18 protein-coding genes and 1 pseudogene are annotated in these 19,362 nt (G+C 39.9%); 8 read left to right on the top strand and 11 right to left on the bottom strand.

What is annotated here, in order from left to right; genetic code table 11:
- Positions 1–10: 10 nt before the first annotated feature.
- Positions 11–1,321, top strand: a complete 1,311-nt coding sequence (locus tag WAE57_RS10150) for a D-alanyl-D-alanine carboxypeptidase PBP6B (RefSeq protein ID WP_337710547.1) — start codon at positions 11–13, stop codon at positions 1,319–1,321.
- Positions 1,322–1,744: 423 nt separating this feature from the next.
- The gene (slyD, locus tag WAE57_RS10145) at positions 1,745–2,227 is read left to right on the top strand and encodes a peptidylprolyl isomerase (RefSeq protein WP_086175931.1); all 483 of its coding nucleotides are present in this window, start codon (positions 1,745–1,747) and stop codon (positions 2,225–2,227) included.
- A gap of 119 nt (positions 2,228–2,346) precedes the next feature.
- Here the strand turns inward: slyD and WAE57_RS10140 are convergent, their stop codons facing one another.
- Both WAE57_RS10140 and WAE57_RS10135 read right to left on the bottom strand, forming a co-directional pair.
- A complete protein-coding gene (locus WAE57_RS10140; RefSeq protein ID WP_337710546.1) occupies positions 2,347–3,045 on the bottom strand; it encodes a Crp/Fnr family transcriptional regulator in 699 nt (232 codons plus the stop codon).
- A gap of 147 nt (positions 3,046–3,192) precedes the next feature.
- Positions 3,193–4,164, bottom strand: coding sequence for a TauD/TfdA family dioxygenase (locus tag WAE57_RS10135; protein ID WP_337710545.1), 972 nt, complete (start codon positions 4,162–4,164; stop codon positions 3,193–3,195).
- A gap of 287 nt (positions 4,165–4,451) precedes the next feature.
- On the opposite strand from WAE57_RS10135, the gene WAE57_RS10130 reads away from it, so the two are divergent.
- Complete coding sequence (locus WAE57_RS10130) at positions 4,452–4,940, top strand: TIGR00645 family protein (protein ID WP_337710544.1); 489 nt, start codon at positions 4,452–4,454, stop codon at positions 4,938–4,940.
- A gap of 66 nt (positions 4,941–5,006) precedes the next feature.
- Here the strand turns inward: WAE57_RS10130 and rnk are convergent, their stop codons facing one another.
- Positions 5,007–5,411 (bottom strand): nucleoside diphosphate kinase regulator, encoded by a 405-nt coding sequence (gene rnk / locus WAE57_RS10125; protein ID WP_086175935.1) that lies wholly within the window; start codon positions 5,409–5,411, stop codon positions 5,007–5,009.
- A gap of 124 nt (positions 5,412–5,535) precedes the next feature.
- Between rnk and WAE57_RS10120 the strand changes: the two genes are divergently transcribed.
- A complete protein-coding gene (locus tag WAE57_RS10120; RefSeq protein WP_337710543.1) occupies positions 5,536–7,152 on the top strand; it encodes a hypothetical protein in 1,617 nt (538 codons plus the stop codon).
- Positions 7,153–7,202: 50 nt separating this feature from the next.
- Here WAE57_RS10120 and glyA read toward each other — a convergent pair whose 3' ends face one another.
- Positions 7,203–8,456 (bottom strand): serine hydroxymethyltransferase, encoded by a 1,254-nt coding sequence (gene glyA, locus WAE57_RS10115; protein ID WP_337710542.1) that lies wholly within the window; start codon positions 8,454–8,456, stop codon positions 7,203–7,205.
- Between the two features lie 156 nt (positions 8,457–8,612).
- On the bottom strand, positions 8,613–9,866 hold the full coding sequence (locus WAE57_RS10110) for an alpha/beta fold hydrolase (protein ID WP_337710541.1): 1,254 nt from the start codon (positions 9,864–9,866) through the stop codon (positions 8,613–8,615).
- Positions 9,867–10,497: 631 nt separating this feature from the next.
- Here WAE57_RS10110 and WAE57_RS10105 point away from each other — a divergent pair.
- From WAE57_RS10105 to WAE57_RS10095, 3 genes are all read left to right on the top strand, one after another.
- On the top strand, positions 10,498–11,196 hold the full coding sequence (locus WAE57_RS10105) for a 3'-5' exonuclease (protein ID WP_237786591.1): 699 nt from the start codon (positions 10,498–10,500) through the stop codon (positions 11,194–11,196).
- Positions 11,197–11,281: 85 nt separating this feature from the next.
- Complete coding sequence (locus WAE57_RS10100; protein ID WP_237786592.1) at positions 11,282–11,899, top strand: hypothetical protein; 618 nt, start codon at positions 11,282–11,284, stop codon at positions 11,897–11,899.
- A gap of 215 nt (positions 11,900–12,114) precedes the next feature.
- Positions 12,115–12,465, top strand: coding sequence for a hypothetical protein (locus WAE57_RS10095; RefSeq protein WP_237786601.1), 351 nt, complete (start codon positions 12,115–12,117; stop codon positions 12,463–12,465).
- A 180-nt stretch (positions 12,466–12,645) separates the two neighbouring features.
- Here WAE57_RS10095 and WAE57_RS10090 read toward each other — a convergent pair whose 3' ends face one another.
- From WAE57_RS10090 to WAE57_RS10080, 3 genes and pseudogenes are all read right to left on the bottom strand, one after another.
- Entirely contained in the window at positions 12,646–12,864 is a 219-nt protein-coding gene (locus WAE57_RS10090; RefSeq protein WP_237786602.1) for a hypothetical protein, read from the bottom strand.
- Positions 12,865–13,682: 818 nt separating this feature from the next.
- Positions 13,683–15,092, bottom strand: a pseudogene (locus tag WAE57_RS10085) (NAD-dependent succinate-semialdehyde dehydrogenase).
- 53 nt (positions 15,093–15,145) lie between these two features.
- A complete protein-coding gene (locus WAE57_RS10080; RefSeq protein WP_237787854.1) occupies positions 15,146–15,295 on the bottom strand; it encodes a hypothetical protein in 150 nt (49 codons plus the stop codon).
- A 258-nt stretch (positions 15,296–15,553) separates the two neighbouring features.
- On the opposite strand from WAE57_RS10080, the gene WAE57_RS10075 reads away from it, so the two are divergent.
- Positions 15,554–15,754, top strand: a complete 201-nt coding sequence (locus tag WAE57_RS10075) for a hypothetical protein (RefSeq protein ID WP_086175941.1) — start codon at positions 15,554–15,556, stop codon at positions 15,752–15,754.
- A gap of 103 nt (positions 15,755–15,857) precedes the next feature.
- Here the strand turns inward: WAE57_RS10075 and WAE57_RS10070 are convergent, their stop codons facing one another.
- The 3 genes from WAE57_RS10070 to WAE57_RS10060 all read right to left on the bottom strand — a co-directional run bounded on the left by WAE57_RS10070 (position 15,858) and on the right by WAE57_RS10060 (position 19,282).
- Complete coding sequence (locus WAE57_RS10070) at positions 15,858–16,076, bottom strand: hypothetical protein (protein ID WP_337710540.1); 219 nt, start codon at positions 16,074–16,076, stop codon at positions 15,858–15,860.
- Positions 16,077–16,370: 294 nt separating this feature from the next.
- Entirely contained in the window at positions 16,371–18,515 is a 2,145-nt protein-coding gene (locus WAE57_RS10065) for a TonB-dependent receptor (RefSeq protein ID WP_337710539.1), read from the bottom strand.
- A gap of 11 nt (positions 18,516–18,526) precedes the next feature.
- On the bottom strand, positions 18,527–19,282 hold the full coding sequence (locus WAE57_RS10060; RefSeq protein ID WP_337710538.1) for a hypothetical protein: 756 nt from the start codon (positions 19,280–19,282) through the stop codon (positions 18,527–18,529).
- Positions 19,283–19,362: the final 80 nt, after the last annotated feature.

Genomic DNA, 19,362 nt, shown 5'->3' with positions numbered 1-19,362 from the left:
AGGAACTTCATTGAAACACCTGATCTACCTCATCGCATCTTTAAGTTTATTGTGCTCCACGATAGTCAATGCTGCATTACTGAACCTTGTACCTGAAAGTGTTGAAGCCCCAGCTTGGACTATTCTAGATACCCAATCTGGACAAGTCATCGCCGAGCACAACAGCCATGAGCAACGTGCACCGGCATCCATGACCAAAATGATGGTCGCTTATATCGCACTGAAAGAAATTGAAGCGGGTCGTTTAAAGAAAGATGAGATCATCACGGCGACACCGGTGGTAAAAATGGTGCAGTGGGATGAATCACAGATGTATCTTAAACAAGGTGATCAGATTACTGTAGATCAGCTTCTGGCAGGTCTGGTGGTGATGTCAGCCAATGATGCGGCTGTGACTTTGGCAGAACGTATTTCAGGCAATGTTCCAGCTTTCATCGAACGCATGAATAAGGAAGCCAAAGCGTTGGGAATGAACGATACGCATTTTGCCAATGCACCTGGTGTGACCATGCCGGATCATTTTTCATCTGCACACGACATGGCGCTACTGGGTCAAGCACTGACTATTCAGACCCCTGAATATTTGCACTATTCAGTGATGCCAAGTTTTAGTTATAACAAACGTTTTCACCGTGCAACCAACCTGGCGCTCAAATTTGACCCGAGTGTGGATGGTTTAAAAACTGGTTTTACCAAAGCGGCGGGTTATAACCTGGCACTCACTGCACACCGTCCGACCGCTAATCCCACAATGCCTGAACGTCGTTTGATTGTGGTGGTTATGGGTACAAAAAATGCTTTAAAACGTGCTGAGGTTGCCCATACCCTTTTAGACATGGCCTATACCTACACTCGCAATGAAGTAGCAATTAAAGATAAACAGTTAATTGCTGAATTGCCGGTGATTAAATCTACTTTAAAAATGTTTAAACTGGAAACCCAAAAACCGCAAATTGTGACCACGTCTTTATACGATCAGCCCTATGCCATTGACTTGCAAGCCTATGACACAGCCAATCAACGTATTATGCTGAATACAGGCAATGGCACCATTCAGGCGATCGAACCCTTACAAGAAACCAAAACGCACTTAAATGTGAAAATCAATGAGCAATTGCTTTCTGCCCCGCTTGCCAAAGTCATGCAACTGGCCACTGTACAGGTTTATCAAAATAATCAGCTGATCCGAACCATTGCCATTGAAGATCATGTACAAATTGAAGAAGCCAATTTCTTGCAAAAAATTGCCATCTGGTTCAAGCAACTGTTTAGTTTATTTTCCGCTGAAAAAGCTGAAGTCAAAATGTATCCTCTAGGTTAATGGATAGACTTCAGCCAGGCGATCTAACTATCAAATTAATCAAATAATCATTTAGATAAAAGCAATGAATTGAAGATGGTATATATAGCCATCTTCTTTTTTTGGGCCGAAAATTCATGCTGGATATCATAGAAGCACAAATTCAATACCCCTCAAAACATGCTCAAATTGCCCCAAAGCTTCACTGTGTCATTCAACCATCATCAAATTGCTGGAGTATGACGGAGGGTGAATCAAGATGCGTTGTTTTATGATCAGAAATACAGTTTCAATGAAAAAATTGTATTGAAATTAGAAAAACCATCCCCACTATTAAAAAAACGCCATAAAAGTATGGAAAATGCAGATTTTTGCTAAATTTAGTCTACAAAATTCGCTTTTCACTTTATTATGTACCCTTAAAAAATTGAATGGATCAATAACATGACTGCTATTGCAAATGACCTCGTAGTTTCTTTCCACTACACGTTGACTAACGCAGAGGGAGAAACTCTCGACCAATCACAAGGTGAGCCACTTGCATATTTGCACGGTGCAGGCAACATCATCCCTGGTTTAGAAAACGCTTTAGTAGGCAAAACTGTTGGTGAAAAATTCACTGTAAACGTTCCTGCTGCTGAAGGTTATGGCGAATACAATCCTGACCTAGTACAAGAAGTTCCAGCTAAAATGTTCCAAGGTGTAGACAACATCCAACCTGGTATGCAGTTCCAAGCTCAAACTGACGATGGCGTTCAAATCGTTACTGTTAAAGCGGTTGAAGGCGAGAATATTGTTGTAGATGCAAACTTCCCACTTGCTGGTCAAGATTTAACTTTTGAAGTTGAAATCGTTGAAATTCGTGAAGCTTCTGCTGAAGAATTAGAACACGGTCACGTACACGGTGCAGGTGGTCATCACCACTAAGATCGACACCGGTCAGAAAAGGCAAAGTGTTTACTTTGCCTTTTTTATTGCCTTGAATTTTTGAGTGCAAATGGATTGGGCAAAGAAAATTCCGTTCATTACTTTTTTAAGTAACAGATTTATAACTGGCTGATGTGTTTTAAGCGCTGCATATCGAGAATTCGAATCTGGCTATAATTCCACTCGACAATGTGTTGTTGGATAAAATATTGCAGTTGCTTATTTAAAGTTTGCCGCGATACATTCAGTAATTCGGCAAAATCCTGCTGGCTCATTTTAAATTGAATGGTTGAATGGGTCTGACTTAGGGGCGTTGCCTGCTGTCCCAAGATGATTAAATGTCGCGCAATTTTTTGATTGATACTCGCGGTTTGTAAATAACGGTTTTTCTCCATCAAGCCATACATTCGTTCTCCCAGTAACTGAATAATCTGCCACATGGCTGGTGGCCGCTGCTGTAATTGCTCCAGAAAAACCTGACCTGAAATCACGGCGACTTCGACTTGCTCTACGGCATAAAAATCGAAATTTAGCGGTTTTTGCTGTAAAAATGGCACCAAGTTAAACACCGAATACATTTTCACATAGTCACTGACTTTAAACTCGCCCTCACTGAGCAACCAGCCAATCTGCATCCTTCCAGACAGCAACACATAAATATCATCCAGTTTTTGCTGATAACGCAAAATCTGTTGTTGTGGTAAAAAGCGCAGATATTTCACCTGCTGCAATAATGTTTGATGTGACTGTGCTGTGAATCCGGAAAAGACCGCATCCTCTGCAAAGATCTGCTGTAATTTGTCTGCGCGACTGAGCATGGAAATTTATCGATCTCATTCAAATAAAAAAACCTAGTAAACAAATACTAGGTTTTTTATATTTTTAGACCAACCAATTTTTAGCGCTATGTATATCTCGAATTCAGATCATTACGATTCTAGATAGCCAATTGGTTAATTTAGTCTTTAAGAGGCTTTTTCTAAAATTTGACCATTTTCGAAAGTAAAATTAGAAATGTCCTGTTTCACCACTTTCTTCAAGTTCACGCTTGGACGACCATCCACCCCAACCGGGATATCGCCTTCAATGGTGACACGGCGTACCACACGCAGGTCGTCGCCATAATCGTTGATGGCACGGTGCTGAGTTGCGCGATTATCCCAGATTGCCACATCCCCTACGCTCCAGCGCCAACGCACGATATTCTCTAAATTTACCGCATAGTCCTGGAAAAGTTCAAATAAGCGACGTGAATCTTGGCTGTTATAACCGACAAAGCGTTTGAAGAAGTGACCCAACAACAAGGTTTTCTCTCCGCTTTCAGGATGTACCCGCACCAATGGATGCTCTGTTTCATATTCGGTTGAATTGAATAGTGCACGATATTTTTCAGCATCAATGCGTGGGTTGGTCGTCACTTTAGAGGCATAGTCATAATCATTGCTATGCACAGCACGCAAGCTATCTGCCAAAATTTTCAGTTCTGCCGGTAAATCGTTATAAGCTGATGTGGTGTTTGCCCAAACGGTATCACCGCCTGCCGCCGGTGCAACGATGCTGCGTAAAATGGACGCCTTTGGATAGTCTTCAATAAAGCTGATGTCAGTATGCCAGGTATCGGCACGTCCGCCACGTGAATCCAGCTCAAGTACATGTGCTGTTCCGCTTTTTACCGGAACGGTTGGATGGTTCAAAGGCTTACCTAATAATGCCGCAAAACCCTCTTGCTCATCATCGGTTAAATGTTGCTGGTTTTTAAAGAAGATTGCCTTGTACTTGACCAAAGCATGGTTAATTTCATAGACCGTATCTTGATCTAGCGTTGAAGAGAGTTTGATCCCCTCAATTTCTGCACCAATACGGCCGGTAATCGGTTTGACCTGAATATGCTGATACTGGTCATTCGGATCGTATGATTTTGTCTGAGTTTGGCTCATGGCTATTCCTTATATTTCAATTGTTATTGCAAGGTTGTGTTGTTGAAATACAGTCTGCCCTTAAAGCGTGATAAACACTGTCAAACGTTTGACAGTGAACAGCACAATACGTGCTGAAGTTTTGAAATTTTCTGATTTAAGGTTTAAAGCTTAGATCTATCAACTGTGGAACCAAATGAATACTTAAACAATCACAAGCCATTAAAAAAAAATAAATAATTCTCGAATTTTAAAATTGAATTATTTTTGATCGAGTCAAAACATAAAGAATGTCACGTAATGAATGAATGGAACGTTTCTTTCACAATACCATGTATGCAGCACGCTGGATTTTAGCCCCGGTCTATTTTGGGCTTTCATTTGCACTGCTGCTGTTGGCGATTAAATTTTTTCAGGAAGTCTGGCATGTTTTGCGGCATATTTTGCAATATTCTGAAGCCGACTTAATTCTGGTGATTTTATCTTTGGTCGATATGACCATGGTGGGAGGTTTAATTGTGATGGTGATATTTTCCGGCTATGAAAACTTTGTTTCACAACTGAAAATTCAAAATGAAGATACCCACCTGAACTGGCTTGGAAAAATGGATGCCAACTCGCTTAAACTCAAGGTTGCTGCTTCGATTGTCGCCATCTCATCCATTCATTTACTACGCATTTTTATGGACGCTAAAAATATTCCGAATGACAAAATCATGTGGTACATCATTATGCATCTGACCTTTGTGTTCTCTGCATTTATGATGGGATATCTAGATAAGATCAGTAAACACTAATTGTCCCATTCAAATATTCAAAGCCCCTGAGTTGGGGCTTTTTCTCACCAAGACAATAAAGCTTGATTATAGATAATCACCTTCACGCTCGGGTTGATACAACACGCGTTCTATTTTAACTTTCATAATGTGACCATCTGGCTGCGGCCATTCTATTTCCTGACCTTCAGCCAATCCTAAAATGGCAGCACCGACAGGTGCAAGTACATTGACCTGCCCTTTTTCACCGAGAAAATCATGCGGATAAACCAGGGTAATGGTTGTGGGTTCACTTGCAGGCGCAATGATAATCGATACCCGTGCATTCATCGTCACCACGTTTGCCGGCATATCTTTTGGAGCAACCACTTCAGCACGTGCAAGCTCATCTTCCAGATGTTGCATCGTGGGTGTCAGTTTAGATTGATGCTCAAGCATGGTTTCTAAACGTTCAAGATCTTGTTGTGAAATAACAATTGTGGGTCTTTGCATATTAAAATTCCTCTTTTTCCACTTTTTTTTCATTCAGTAATAATAAGGCTAACTATTTAGTTGATTTATAATTTATTTCAAGTATACATATGTATATAAATAATTACTCAACAAGAATAATACGATGTCGCTTACTGAACTTCATTCAGCAGTGGAGCCTGGCTCTCACGATTTTATGCAGAATATTCGCAGTCATTTTCAAACTCCAGAACACCAACATGAATTTTATATTGCTTCTGCACTTAAAACCGTTAATTTTGATGGTACATTTGCCAGTTTTGAGCGACTGGATCAGCTATTTACAGCATTTAAAAAGCAAATAGGTACACAAACTGCAGATTTTGTTGAAGATCCGCTAAAACTGAAGACAGTCTACCTGATCGCCAGTTATATAGGGCAATTTATCAGCCAGAAATTGGGCTTTGATGAAAAATGGCAAAATTTTGAAGAATTACAAACCAATTTTATAAAATTTCGCGATCGTCCCAATAACTTTTTACATAGCTATGCGCTGAATTGCAATAATCAAATTATTTTACCGCTGCACTATGTGGCAAAACATTTTTGTGAAGATGATTTACCGCTCAGCATCAGCCAGGAAATTGAAGCAATTATTTTGAATTATCAAATTATATTTGCAGATGAACGCCATAAATTTACAGAACAAATGCACGATTTACAAAGCATGTATTTCAAAGCTTATCCACTCTTTTGCGGCTCTGCTTTTCAAAATCTGATCCAGATTTCTAACCTTGACCATAGCATTTCTAGTCTGGATCGTTTAGATGATCTGATGCGTGAAATTCGCCAGAATTATATGGTTTCAGTTGATAAATTCTTGGAAGATGATGCCAATTTTTTCTTTATTTTGTTTCTATCTGCTTATGTTGGACAAGTCATTGCTGAGCAAGCTGAAACTTCGCTACGCTGGTTCCGTCCTGAGCAAGTCAGCCAGATGCTGGGGCAGCAAATCTCGGATGCTTTAACTACCTGTCGGATTGCCCAGATTAATGCCTCAATTTTTTTTGTGACCCAGCATATTTGCCAGTTTTTATTTGAACCGGTCATTTCTGAATCAAGCAAACAATATGTTTTAAATGCCCTGCAAACCATCAAAGCCACCAGAAATCCTATTTATTTGGCGGAAGATACGCAAAAAACCAATAGCAATTTACATCAATCACCATTTTATGACGCTTTATATCGTGCAGGTCAGTTATGCCATTTTTTGTTGCTGCATATTCACGGAATGGTTCCCCGTACCTCTCCCGAGCAAAGCCTGACACCCACCAGTTTTCCACCGGGTCATACCTTTTTTAGCCATATGGAAGGACCGGATGGACCATTAAGGCAGCTGGATACCAACCCTGAAAAATACCCCTATAATGTGCTGGGTTATGAAATGTATGCTTGCCTACCGCATATACGTACTGATGCCATTTCCCTACATGTACGTAATTATGGCGAACAGCAGATGAATATTCATTTGGTCATACCCTTTTTTCAGATATTTGACTATCGTGGCTTTTGTATTTTGCAGCCTTATTTTCTGAGTAGTGATGCAATTACCAACAAAAATTTAACCGAGATTTATCGGGCAATGGGTGCATTTTATAAAGGTATTCAAGATAGCGAACAAAAACGCCCAGCCGCTTCCCAAATTTGGGCACAATATTACAAACCGAGTAAACTCCCTTATCCAAAAGCCATGCAACAGAACATTCCACAGCTGGTGTCATAAAAAAATGCAAAAAAAAGCCTCCATACAGGAGACTTTTTTAAGTAAGAAACTTATTTTGCGTAAACAGGGAATTTAGCGCATACAGTTTCAACTTTAGCTTTAACAGCGTTAATTACAGCTTCGTCACCTTTGGCATCCAGGATGTCAGCGATCCAGCCAGCAAGGTCACGTACTTCAGCTTCACCGAAACCACGAGTTGTAACAGCTGGAGTACCAATACGGATACCAGAAGTCACGAACGGAGAACGTGGATCGTTAGGTACAGAGTTTTTGTTCACAGTGATGTGAGCAGCACCTAACCAGGCATCAGCTTCTTTACCCGTGATGTCTTGTTTGATTAAAGACAACAAGAACAAGTGGTTTTTAGTGCCACCAGAAACCACGTCATAACCACGAGCAATTAATACTTCAGCCATTGCTTGAGCATTTTTAACGACTTGTTGTTGGTAAGTTTTGTATTCAGGTGCCATTGCTTCTTTAAAGCAGATTGCCTTAGCAGCTACAGCATGAACCAATGGACCACCTTGGTTACCTGGGAATACAGCTGATTGTAATTTTTTCTCGATTTCTTCGTTTGCTTTCGCAAGGATTAAACCAGAACGTGGACCACGCAGTGTTTTATGGGTAGTCGTTGTAGTTACGTCAGCAATTTGAACTGGGCTTGGGTAAACGCCAGCAGCAACCAAACCTGCTACGTGAGCCATATCTACAAATAGGTAAGCGCCAACTTTGTCCGCGATTTCACGGAAACGTTGCCAGTCTACAATTTGGCTGTATGCAGAGAAACCAGCAACGATCATGCGTGGTTTGTGCTCTACAGCTAAACGTTCAACTTCTTCGTAATCGATTTCACCAGTTTCCGGGTTTAAACCGTATTGAATAGCATTATAAGTTTTACCAGAGAAGCTTACTTTTGCACCGTGAGTCAAGTGACCACCGTGAGCCAAGCTCATACCCAAAACTGTGTCGCCTGGGTTAAGCAGCGCCAAGTAAACAGCTGAGTTAGCTTGTGAACCAGCATGTGGCTGAACGTTAGCGTAGTCAGCACCAAAGAGTTCTTTAGCACGGTCAATTGCCAATTGTTCGATTACGTCTACGTATTCGCAACCGCCGTAATAGCGTTTGCCTGGGTAGCCTTCTGCATATTTGTTAGTGAGTTTTGATCCTTGTGCTTCCATTACTGCTGGTGAGCAATAGTTTTCAGAAGCAATTAACTCGATGTGCGCTTCTTGGCGAGCATCTTCGTTAGCGATTGCCTGAGCGATTTCCGGATCAAATTCAGCAATAGAGATATTGGCAAACATTAGCGAGGTCCTATTAAATTAGGGCTTTTAAGCCGTGCTAAGATTGGCGCGTATTGTAGCATGAAGTTTATAAATATTGAGAATGAACTTTACTCAGTTTTAAATAAAAAATGCTCATGCCTTGAAAAAAGCATGAGCATTGATAGTCACATCAAGTTATTGAATTGGCATTAGAGATTTTACATCTGTGACAATATTGTCGACATTTGCACTCACGACTGTGCTGTGATCCCAACGATCGGCCACATTTGTAATAAATTTATCGTCAATATATTCAAATGTCGTTCCTTTAGATGCAAGCACAGCCTTTAACAATAAGGTTGCCCCTTCAGGTACAGTGGTGTCATTTGAACCCTGATAAATAATCACCCGCTGATTTAACTTAACACTGCCCGGTTGCGAATCACCGACCAGAAAATTGTTAATCACAGGCACAGTCATAAAGTTGTCTTGAGTACGACCATAATCGGCCAATGAATTATTATGAGTTGCTGCATATTGTCCCATCGCAGTACCCAAGGTATTTGCAACATCAGGGGCACATTCTGTTTCTGCAATTGGCGCAATCGCGGCTGATTGAGGTTTAAATACCTGATTGTAATTTACAGACACAGTATGTCCTTGCATACCCGCCACAATTAAAGCCGTAAACATATCTAACTTGGCATATACAGGGGTTTGTACATTTCCTGGCAGTCCTTTGACTGAGTTTTCACCTCCTGTCAAAATAGCTGCCAAATTTGAAGCCGGTGCAACCGCAATGGTGCCTTTGTAATTTAAATTTGCTCGGGATGCATATTGTGCAGCACCCAGAGCTGCATGCCCGCCTTGAGAATGCCCAACCGTCAGCCATTCTGTAGATACTTTTTCTCCCTGATCGGTTAAATATTTACGTGCCGCAACTACAGCATCGGTAATGGAATAAGCTTCACTTTTCAGATTCAGGAATGGATGATTTCCTTCCGATCCTAAACCTTCATAATCCGGGGCAACTACCACATAGCCAGCATCCAGTAATTTTTGAATCAAAACTGTTGTATTTCCCAAACCTTGCTCACTTGGCGCACATTTATCAGCCACACCAGTCGTTCCATGGGCCCACACCACAATTTTCCATCCATTTTCAGGAACGGCAGTGGTTGGAGTAAAGACTAAAGAAGTCGCCTGTACTTCCTTGTCATCAACACCTAACATTTTGTAAGTCAGTAATTGCCTGTCTGCATTTAGATCTGGGTATTCATCTCCGGTATTGGGATCAGTATAAGCATCCACTCGCACCACTGGATTTTGAATATTGTTTATTGGTATTCCATTACTTGGAATAAAATTTGAGTCGCCATCTCCACTTCCACATGCTGTTAAAAGAATGACCGAACCACTTAGCAACACCGTAGCAAATGTTTTTTTCATGTTTGCATTTCCTTATATGTTTTTATTTTGATGATTTAAGTAATCATGAATACAAACTATTACCCCTCTTCCGCATTTGGAACAATGCAATTTCAGACCAAATGAACAGCATAAAAACAGGATGGATTTTACTGAATGTTAAATAATTGATTTTTAAAGTGATGGTTTTTATGCTTTTACAAATATCTAACAATATCAATTTAGTAAAATATTCTTGCTTGAACTTATATTTTGCGGTTTTTTGTGAGGGTAAAATTTTAAAGATAAAAATCACTAACAACATGATTATTTAAAAACCGAATCAACGCTTATTTTTACCATGATTATAGACAACCTTTTGCCATGCTTAAATCGCATTTAAAAATGTTTTGATGATTTTGAAATATGCTGATTCTCAGCAATATGGAAATATCCTAATGCTGTTCAAAAAATGACACTCATTCATAAAGACCAGCTAGCTTTTATCAATATAAAGCTTTAATTTCGGGTACTGACATCAAAGCAGCACATTTAAACAGCATCTCGGTGCGGAAATAATCATGAATGGATAAAAGGCTGTATTTTCAGTTTGTCTCCGCATATTTGAAAATGTTAAATTGACTCAAACAATCGCTACGGTTATGGACCAGTCATGCAAGCAATTATTCTCGATACCGAAACCCATACTTTAAATGGACAGCCGATTGAAATTGCGTATGCCCCGATTGAAATCCATGACAGCAAACTTACACTGGATAAGACTAAAATTTTCGACCAGTTGTATAGTGTCGATGAACCGATCTCTTTTGCCGCCATGGCAGTGCATCATATTCTGGAATCCGAGCTGGTCGGCCAACCTCACTACAGCACTTTCAGCCTGCCACAGGAAACCACTTATATTATTGGCCACAATATTGATTATGATATTCGTGCCATTGAAAAATGCGGCGTAGATACCAGCAAGATTAAAGCCATTTGTACCCTTGCACTGGCACGTTTAGTCTGGCCAGATGCCGAAGCACACAATATTTCTGCACTTATTTACATGATTAGCAAAGGCAGTGAAAAAGCCCGCGAGATGATTAAAAAAGCGCACCGTGCCGATATGGATATTATTTTAACTGCCAATATTTTAATGCATGAAATCCATCATCTAAATATTCAAAGCATTGAAGAACTTTATAATAAATCGGAAGAAGCACGTATTCCCCGTAGCATTAATTTCGGCAAACACCGCGGAACTACTATCGCGGATTTACCGGCAGATTATAAGCAATGGTTACTTCGTCAGGAAGATCTGGACCCTTATTTGCGTAAGGCACTCGAGAATGCCAATATTGTTACGCTATAATCTTATGATTTGTAATATTTTTTAACATTCCTGTCATGATTAAACCCTACAATCAGCCTTAATTTATTACAACGTAAATTAAAGCATGACTCAATTTCATAAAACTGATTTAGGCATTGAAAGTTTAAAACAGCGTTCAATGAATCTGAATGCTCGTCAGCGCAGACTATTACTATTGATTGGCACCGATGATTTTGATCTGCTCTCTGAACAATTTAAACGTCGTATTGCCCCGCCAGAATTACTCGAACAATTGCTCGAGATGGGTTTAATTAGCTGCCCTGCTCAGCAGCAGATTCAGGAAACACTCGCACCCAATAACCTGAATACAGAAATTGAAACCGATCTTCCCCTCCAAAGTACTCAACTTAAAGATCACTTTGCCGAACCGATCAGCATTTCCCAATCGTCAATAAGGGATTCAAGTGCACAGCAACCATCTCATGAAAATGAAATGCAACTTAGTGCAGAAATACTGGACTTTGAACAAGTTAAACAGCTAATGGTACAACTGTTACAACAGCACTGCGGTTTAATGGCCAAACAGCTGATCACGCGCATTCTTCAAACTACCGATTTACGCAGTTTAAAACAGTGTCAGATGCAATGGATCACCACATTACAGGAAAGTCGCATTGCACCACAGGAATTAAACCGATGCCTCAGCCAGATCAATTCTTCTTTACAGAAACTGATGAGCTGAACAAGATTAAGAGCTTTTTTATGTTTTATTATTTATTTAAGGTCTTAGCCATTTAGGTAATATTCATTTTTATACTTATAAAACAATAAGATTGGATTTATTTCACTATCGCTCGATTAAACTACAATCAATTGCTTTATTCTAAATAAGACCTTAGCTGAATGGCAAATATTCGCTAAAAGCCCCATATAGTAAATATTTCAGGGGAATTCATGATGACATCCTTACATTATTTAGAATTTCATCCAGCAGACAATCCTATGTACTTAAAAAAAATAGGTAACTGGGTGCTTACATTTTTAAGTCCTCAACAAGACCTGACCCATATTCAACTTGCTATTACCAGTGTATTGCCCCGCCAAGTCAGCGAAAATTTGCAACCGCTTCGGGTCATTATTGAACAAACAGAAGTTGAAAATCGTTGGCTAATCCAGCAAATCATCTGTTATGACAGTACACAAGGCCATGATGAAATTTTTAGTTGTGATGATGCAATTGGAATCAAAGTGATTGAAAACGTTATGCAGGAATTTAATAAATATGATGTAGAGCTAAATTTAATTTAAGCATGGGTCTTTAGCTCACGGCAGTGAGCTTTTTTAATCGTATTGATTTCTTGAAAATATTTATTAAGCTTGGTTTTTCCCATTATAAAAACTCACCTTTACTTATTACTCATAAATAAGAAATAAGTGAGTTTTTATCTTTCCTCAATGATGTCTGCTGAGCTTTTTTAAATATTTTCACTATTCAACTATACGATAAATACTGTCGGAAATACGGCTTTCAAAAAGCAACTCAATACTTGGACGAATAATTTCGCCATTCACAACGATATGTTCAATCTTTTGAAATAATGAGAGTTTATGTAAGGCCGAATTTTCCGGAATCACCCGTAATAATGCTTGGACTGCATAAATATTGCTAAATTGGTCTTTAACCTTCACCTCAATCAGTTGAGTCATATTATTCTCTGCCATCTTTATTTAACCAGTCTTTTTTATAGCATACGTTTTATTTATCCATAATTTAGAGATGTTAGATTTCTTGGCAATGTAATTTTTTATAAACTAATAGATGATATCTATTTTAAATATACTATTCAGAAAATACTTAACTTTTAGAATAAATCATATTAATCAGCCTTAATGATCTAAAGTGATTACTGCTATAACCGGGCCATTCGCAAAGCGTTTTTGCTCATTAAAATAAGAAAGCCCGCATTTCTGCGGGCTTTTATGTTGGAAGGCTAGTGCTGATTTTTTGTTTCAACCCGAAGGTTGCAAACTCAACAAGCTGTCATTGATCCGTCCAACCACTTTGTAGCGTCTCTCGACCTACTGTATTTTTAATATAAAACTCGAGAAAGAAATAGGCAACCCTGCTCAACATTTATACACAGTAATTCAATCAAACTATAATTGTATATTTTATAAATTCGTGCAAAATAGATGCTGTTTTAATATCAGCTGCTTAGATTTACATAAAACCTGAAAGTGGATCTAATACTTATTGCTTTATATCTGCCATTTTCATAATAATGATGATCTATATTTTTTATTTAAAATAAGTCAAATCAACAGCATATAATTTCTTTAATAACATTTTACAACATCACTCTGTTCAACTTTGTAAGCCTTTATCTCAGCTAAAATCATTGATCATTTAATCTATTTTAAGTTTTTTATTTCAACTTAAAGTGAGAAGCTGTTTCATATTTTCATCCTCTAATTTTGGGCTAAAAAATAAGGATCAATTGATCCTTATTTTCCATAATTCCTGCTTAAATACCCATACACATATATTTAATTTGTAGATAGTCTTCAATACCGTATTTTGAACCTTCACATCCTGTGCCAGATTCCTTAATCCCACCAAACGGCGCAACTTCAGTCGAAATCAGACCTTCATTAATACCGACCATACCGTATTCAAGCGCTTCCCCAACTTTCCAGGCATGGCTTAAGCTTTCGGTATAGATATAAGAGGCCAAACCAAACTCAGTATCATTTGCCATTTGGATCGCTTCTTCATCTGTACTGAATTTGAATACCGGTGCAAGCGGTGCGAAGGTTTCATTTTGAGCCACCAGCATGTCAGATGTCACATCTGACATGCTGGTGGCTCAAAGAAGGTTTGACCTAATTTATGACGTTTGCCACCCACTATGACTTTTGCGCCTTTACCCACAGCATCGGCAATATGTTCTTCGATCTTTTCAACCGCTTTTTCATTGATCAAAGGACCTTGTTCTGCACCTGCTTCAAAGGCCGGTGCAACTTTTAACTTTTGCAAGGCAGCAGCCAATTTTTCTAGGAACTGATCATGAATATTGGCATGTACCAAAATACGGTTACTACATACACAGGTTTGACCGCTATTACGGAATTTCGATGCCATTGCACCTTTTTTTACCGCCCGCTCTAAATCAGCATCTTCAAATACAATCAAGGGTGCATTACCGCCCAATTCCATGCTGACTTTTTTCATGGTGGAAGAACACTGTTCCATCAACAACTTACCCACTTGAGTTGAGCCTGTGAAAGATAATTTTTTCACGACCGGATGCGTGGTCAGTACCCCACCAATTTCACGTGAGCTACCCGTTACTACATTTATTACCCCTTTCGGAATACCCGCTTGTTCTGCAAGCGCTACCAAAGCCAATGCAGACAATGGTGTTTCTGAAGCTGGCTTGATAATAATGTTACAGCCCGCAGCAAGTGCTGGCCCCGCCTTACGCGTGATCATGGCATTCGGGAAATTCCACGGTGTAATCGCTGCGCCCCCCCCACCGGCTGTTTGATCACGACTAAACGGCGGCCATGTTTGTCATGTGGAATCACATCACCATAGGTACGTTTTGCTTCTTCTGCAAACCACTCAATAAAACTCGCACCATACAGAATTTCACCTCGGCTTTCTGTTAATGGCTTATCTTGTTCCGTGCTTAAAATGACTGCCAGATCTTCCTGATTGGCCACAATATCAGGTCAAACCATTTACGCAGTAATACTGATCGCTCTTTCGCCGTGGTATTTTTCCAGGAATGAAGTGCGGTCTCGGCAGCCAGTACAGCCTGCTCCACTTGTGCGGTTGAGGCACTTGGTACGTGTGCAATGCTTTCACCCGTAGCAGGATTGGTCACAGCAAAACTTTTGCCATCTGCTGCATCAAGCCAAAGACCATCGATAAATACTTATTGTTTCAGCAAGTCTGGATTATTTAGTTGCATCTATATTCTCCTTAATAGACGCTTGGCACGGCGCTTAGAGCAGGTGCTACGCCATCTTTAAATTTAGACAGCAATTGTGTCACCGATTTAATTGGTAAACTACTATCTACACCAACCGCAACGAATTTTGTACCCAAAGCTAAATTTTGCTTTGCAGGCATTTCATCTACAGAAAAAGGTTACCAGCTTTAACTGCCAGATGATTTTTTTGAATCTAAAAAGGCACTTAATAGGGCTTTTTTATTACGATAATTTTAAATAGCTGGAAAATGCAAAAAGCCGTGTTGGCTATTCGTTCCCATATAGGCATCAGCTGTAATCTAAAGTGCTAGTTACACAAATGATGATTGCTGACTATTGAATAACTCTATCAAATGTTTGAGCATGATATTGTCTTGTTAAATAAGTGATGGATCGCCATGAAAGATGAAGAAAAGCCTTTAGATTTCGATGATGATAACGAACCTCTGGATCTTGAAGATGAAGAATTTATCGATGATAAGAAAGAGGATGAGATGTACAACGCTATTACTAAAGATGGTTCAAGTGTTGATCCCGCAGATGATGGCGTGCGTCATATTCGCCCAGAGGATGGAGATCCCATCGAAATCGAAGAGTAAAGCATAGGCCCAATTCAATATTGGGCTTTTTATTGTCTGTGAAGTAGACATGAATCATACTGTATTCCTACTGTCTAGTAAGAATCTCTCAACACAGTTAGAACTATTCACTATTGGTAGAACCGGGAAGAAATTTTATGATTCGAATCAGGCTTAATTTAATAATTTCCACCTCAACAGGTGTGATTTTCTTTTTCGGCGCTTCAACAGCTTGATTCAGCTGAGTAATTGTATATAACCCAATATGCAAAAGACCCACGGCAAGTAAACCAACAACCAATACCATTTTTTTACGATTCAAAGCAGGTGATATAGATTTCACAGCATCAAACGTTTCAAGGGCGGCTGTACACTTGCAACATTTTGATGAATATGTGCCAACACAGCCTGTTTATATAGGTCTTCTCAAGTCACTCATGATTATTTACTTCAAGTTTTGTTATCCGTAAATTGCCAAACAAAGATATTTACTATCATGAAACATTTGAGCACTAAGCTAAGTCTATTGATTTATACTTTTCTGAGTCAGCAATTTATGAATATGCATTAGCAAGGTCTGAATTTTTACTGCTTATTTAAATAGGCTGCTTCTCTTAAATAGAGAAGCAGGCCTTAATTAGAAATTAATGGAAATACCAGCATATGTTGAGAAACTTTCACCTGGTGTAGAACGTGCTACATCTAAACCATTATCGTTGTAACCTGGTGTAACCGTGGCAGCATAGCGCTCATCACCAATATTTTTGAAGTCAATCCATGCATTCCACTTCTTGCTTTCAGGCTGATAGCCTAGACTGATGCCCCAAGTATTGTAAGCATCTGAATAAAATGAATTTGCATAATCAACTGGTACTTTAGAGGCATATTCAGTATTTACGCTGGCAAATATGCCATTGTAGAAATCCATTCTAAGCTGTGCCTGATAAAAATGCTTAGGTAACCCGGGCAGCTGATTTTTTCCAAATACAGGGTCATTTTTGTATTTAAAATCACTATAGGTATAAGACTGGCGAAGTGATAAATCGCCCAAGCCATCCTGACTCAACAATAAGCTGTTCAGGCCTGCCTCTATCCCCTGATGAATGGTGCGGCTTGCATTTGATTCGGCAACAACAGGATTCGGCATTGGAGAAATCTCAACACTCAACAACTCATTTTTGACTTTAGAGTAGTAATAATTTAAATCCCAGCCCCCAATTGTACTTTCACCGCGACCACCAATTTCAAAAGTTTGTGCTTCCTGATTATCCAAATGGATAGGCGCACGCATACGGCCAGCAGCAGGACTGCTACCTTGCGGAAAGTATTTATTTGATCCCCAAATTAATGACCATGGATGTGGCGGTTCTACACTCTTGCTGATATTACCGTAAACTTGAAGGTCTGGATTAATTTCATATCGCAAGCCCAGCCTTGGCGCAAAGTCCCAATCGCTTTCGCTTAATTCTTCATTAGTAACTGGATAATAAACTTCACTGCCGCGTTTGGTATAAATGCCTGCTAAACCTGTGCTTAACCATAGATTTGGCTGTATCTCAGATTCATTGCTCAATTGAATCACATTGTCAGAACCACGATATGTATATTTGCGGGTAATCGTTCCAGCTTCATAACCGTTTCTATCGAAACGAAGCGATTCTGTGACACCTGAATCCGGGCGATGTGTAGTGCTGCGAATTGATGCCTTTGCTACACTATTCAATCCGAACAAATCATAAGGTTGCAGATATGACAGGCTTGCAGAGATATCACTATATTTCACATCTGTACGGTACGGACTTTCTTGCAAATCCATAGGATAATTGTGATAAGCCAACGTTGCTTGCAATGTGCCGCCATTATCCAAATTTAAGGTTGTTTTATTGGCCAGCCAAGTACTGCCTGGCTGAATGCGTTTTGCGTCATATTGCAGATTGTAGGCATTTACTGCCTTAGGATCATTCTTAATTTGCTGTTTAGTTAAACGGCCAGGCGTCTGATGCTCTGTTTCACGGTAACGTAAATAAAAACGAGTTTCTAGATTTGGATTAATCTGGTAGCCAACATTCGCTGCAAGACCTTTGCTATCGCCTTCACTATGCTTTTGGTAACCATCATAGGTAGAGCCATTAAGCGATACATAATAATCAAGATCGTCAATTTTTTGGCCAGAACTCAGCGCATACTTTTGGAAACCTCGGCTACCGGCTTCATAGCGAAGCTGCAGACGTTCAGCATCTTTTCCAGTTTTAGTCACATAATTGACTGCCCCACCTAGAGCCAAAGAACCTTTATCAAAACCATTAGCCCCCCTAAATACTTCAGCTCTGTTTAGCCACAATGGCTCAAGCAATTCATAAGGCGTTCCACCTGGCCCTGTAAAAGGAATATCATCCAGAAGGGTATGAACGCCTGAAGCGTGTGCACCTGGCCCACGATTAATACCGGACCCCCTGATGGATACTTTCGTACCTTCATTGCCTGGCGATTTTGCATAAACCCCGGGCTGTAACGCTAATACGTCTTCATTGGTGCCAGACTTGCCTTTCTCCAGCTGCGCTGCGCTAACCAAATTAGTGCCACCAGGTACTTTTTCTAAAGCTTTCTTGGCTGCCTGCAAACTTGATTTTTTTTCCGCTTTAACCACAACAGTTTCAAGTTGGGTCACTTCATCTTTTTGATTTGTATCCTGGACTTCGGCAGCATATACCGTGCCTGCTCCCGCAGAAGCCACCATAGCCGCCAAAATATTTCGTTTAAATAGATTAATATTATTTTCCATTGTTCATTCTCTTAATAGCTGAGCTCACGTTTAGAAATCGGGTGGTTAGTCTTTAAACGGTCACCTTGCCCATATAGTTTTTCGCGCAATGTACCTGGCAGATACTCTGTTTTTAATAAACCGTGCTTCCTAAGTTCTGGTGCAAGACCATCTGCAAAATCTTCGTAACTGCCTGGAGAAATGACATGTGTAACATTAATGCCATCTACACCTGAGTCTTTCCAAGTTTGCAACACATCTGCTAAACGCTCAGGACACCCAACCAACTGACGATTGCGGTGCCATAACAGTACTTCCCCCAAAGTCCAGCTTTGATCAGGCGCTGACTGGCGTAAGCTGTTAAGCCATCCCTGCTGTGTATTGGTTTTTATTTTTTCTAGCGGAGTATTCAAATCTACTGCCGAAATATCTTGACCGGCTGCACTGCTTAACTGCGCAGCAAAGGCCTCTTCATACAGATATTCACGGTAACTTGCATCTTTACGTTTAGCCTCTTCATCAGTACCGCCTACAACAAAAGTTAACCCTTGGAAAAATAGTATATCTTCAGGGTTACGGCCTACTCGGCCTTTAGTCATATGATCCAGCGTAGAAACACGACGCGCGAAATTGAATGGAGGTTTCTGCAAAATGGACTGTGTAAAAACGAAGCCTAAATGTTCCGTTACAGCGCTCATTAAAGGAATCAAAACGCTGGAATCACCACCAAGCGTTTGCATGGCTTGTTCCAACGAAGTCTGATAACCGCCTTTATATATATAAATCATGTACACCAACGACATCTGCTAAAAATATGCTGTCAAAATCGCCTCTTTCTAAAGTTTTGGCTAAGTCAATCCAGAATTCC

It is taken from the genome of Acinetobacter sp. NS-4 (assembly GCF_037402435.1).
In the GTDB taxonomy this organism is placed as follows: domain Bacteria; phylum Pseudomonadota; class Gammaproteobacteria; order Pseudomonadales; family Moraxellaceae; genus Acinetobacter.
The sequence above is the reverse complement of the archived record's forward strand: the minus strand, read 5'-3'. Positions and strand labels throughout refer to the sequence as shown.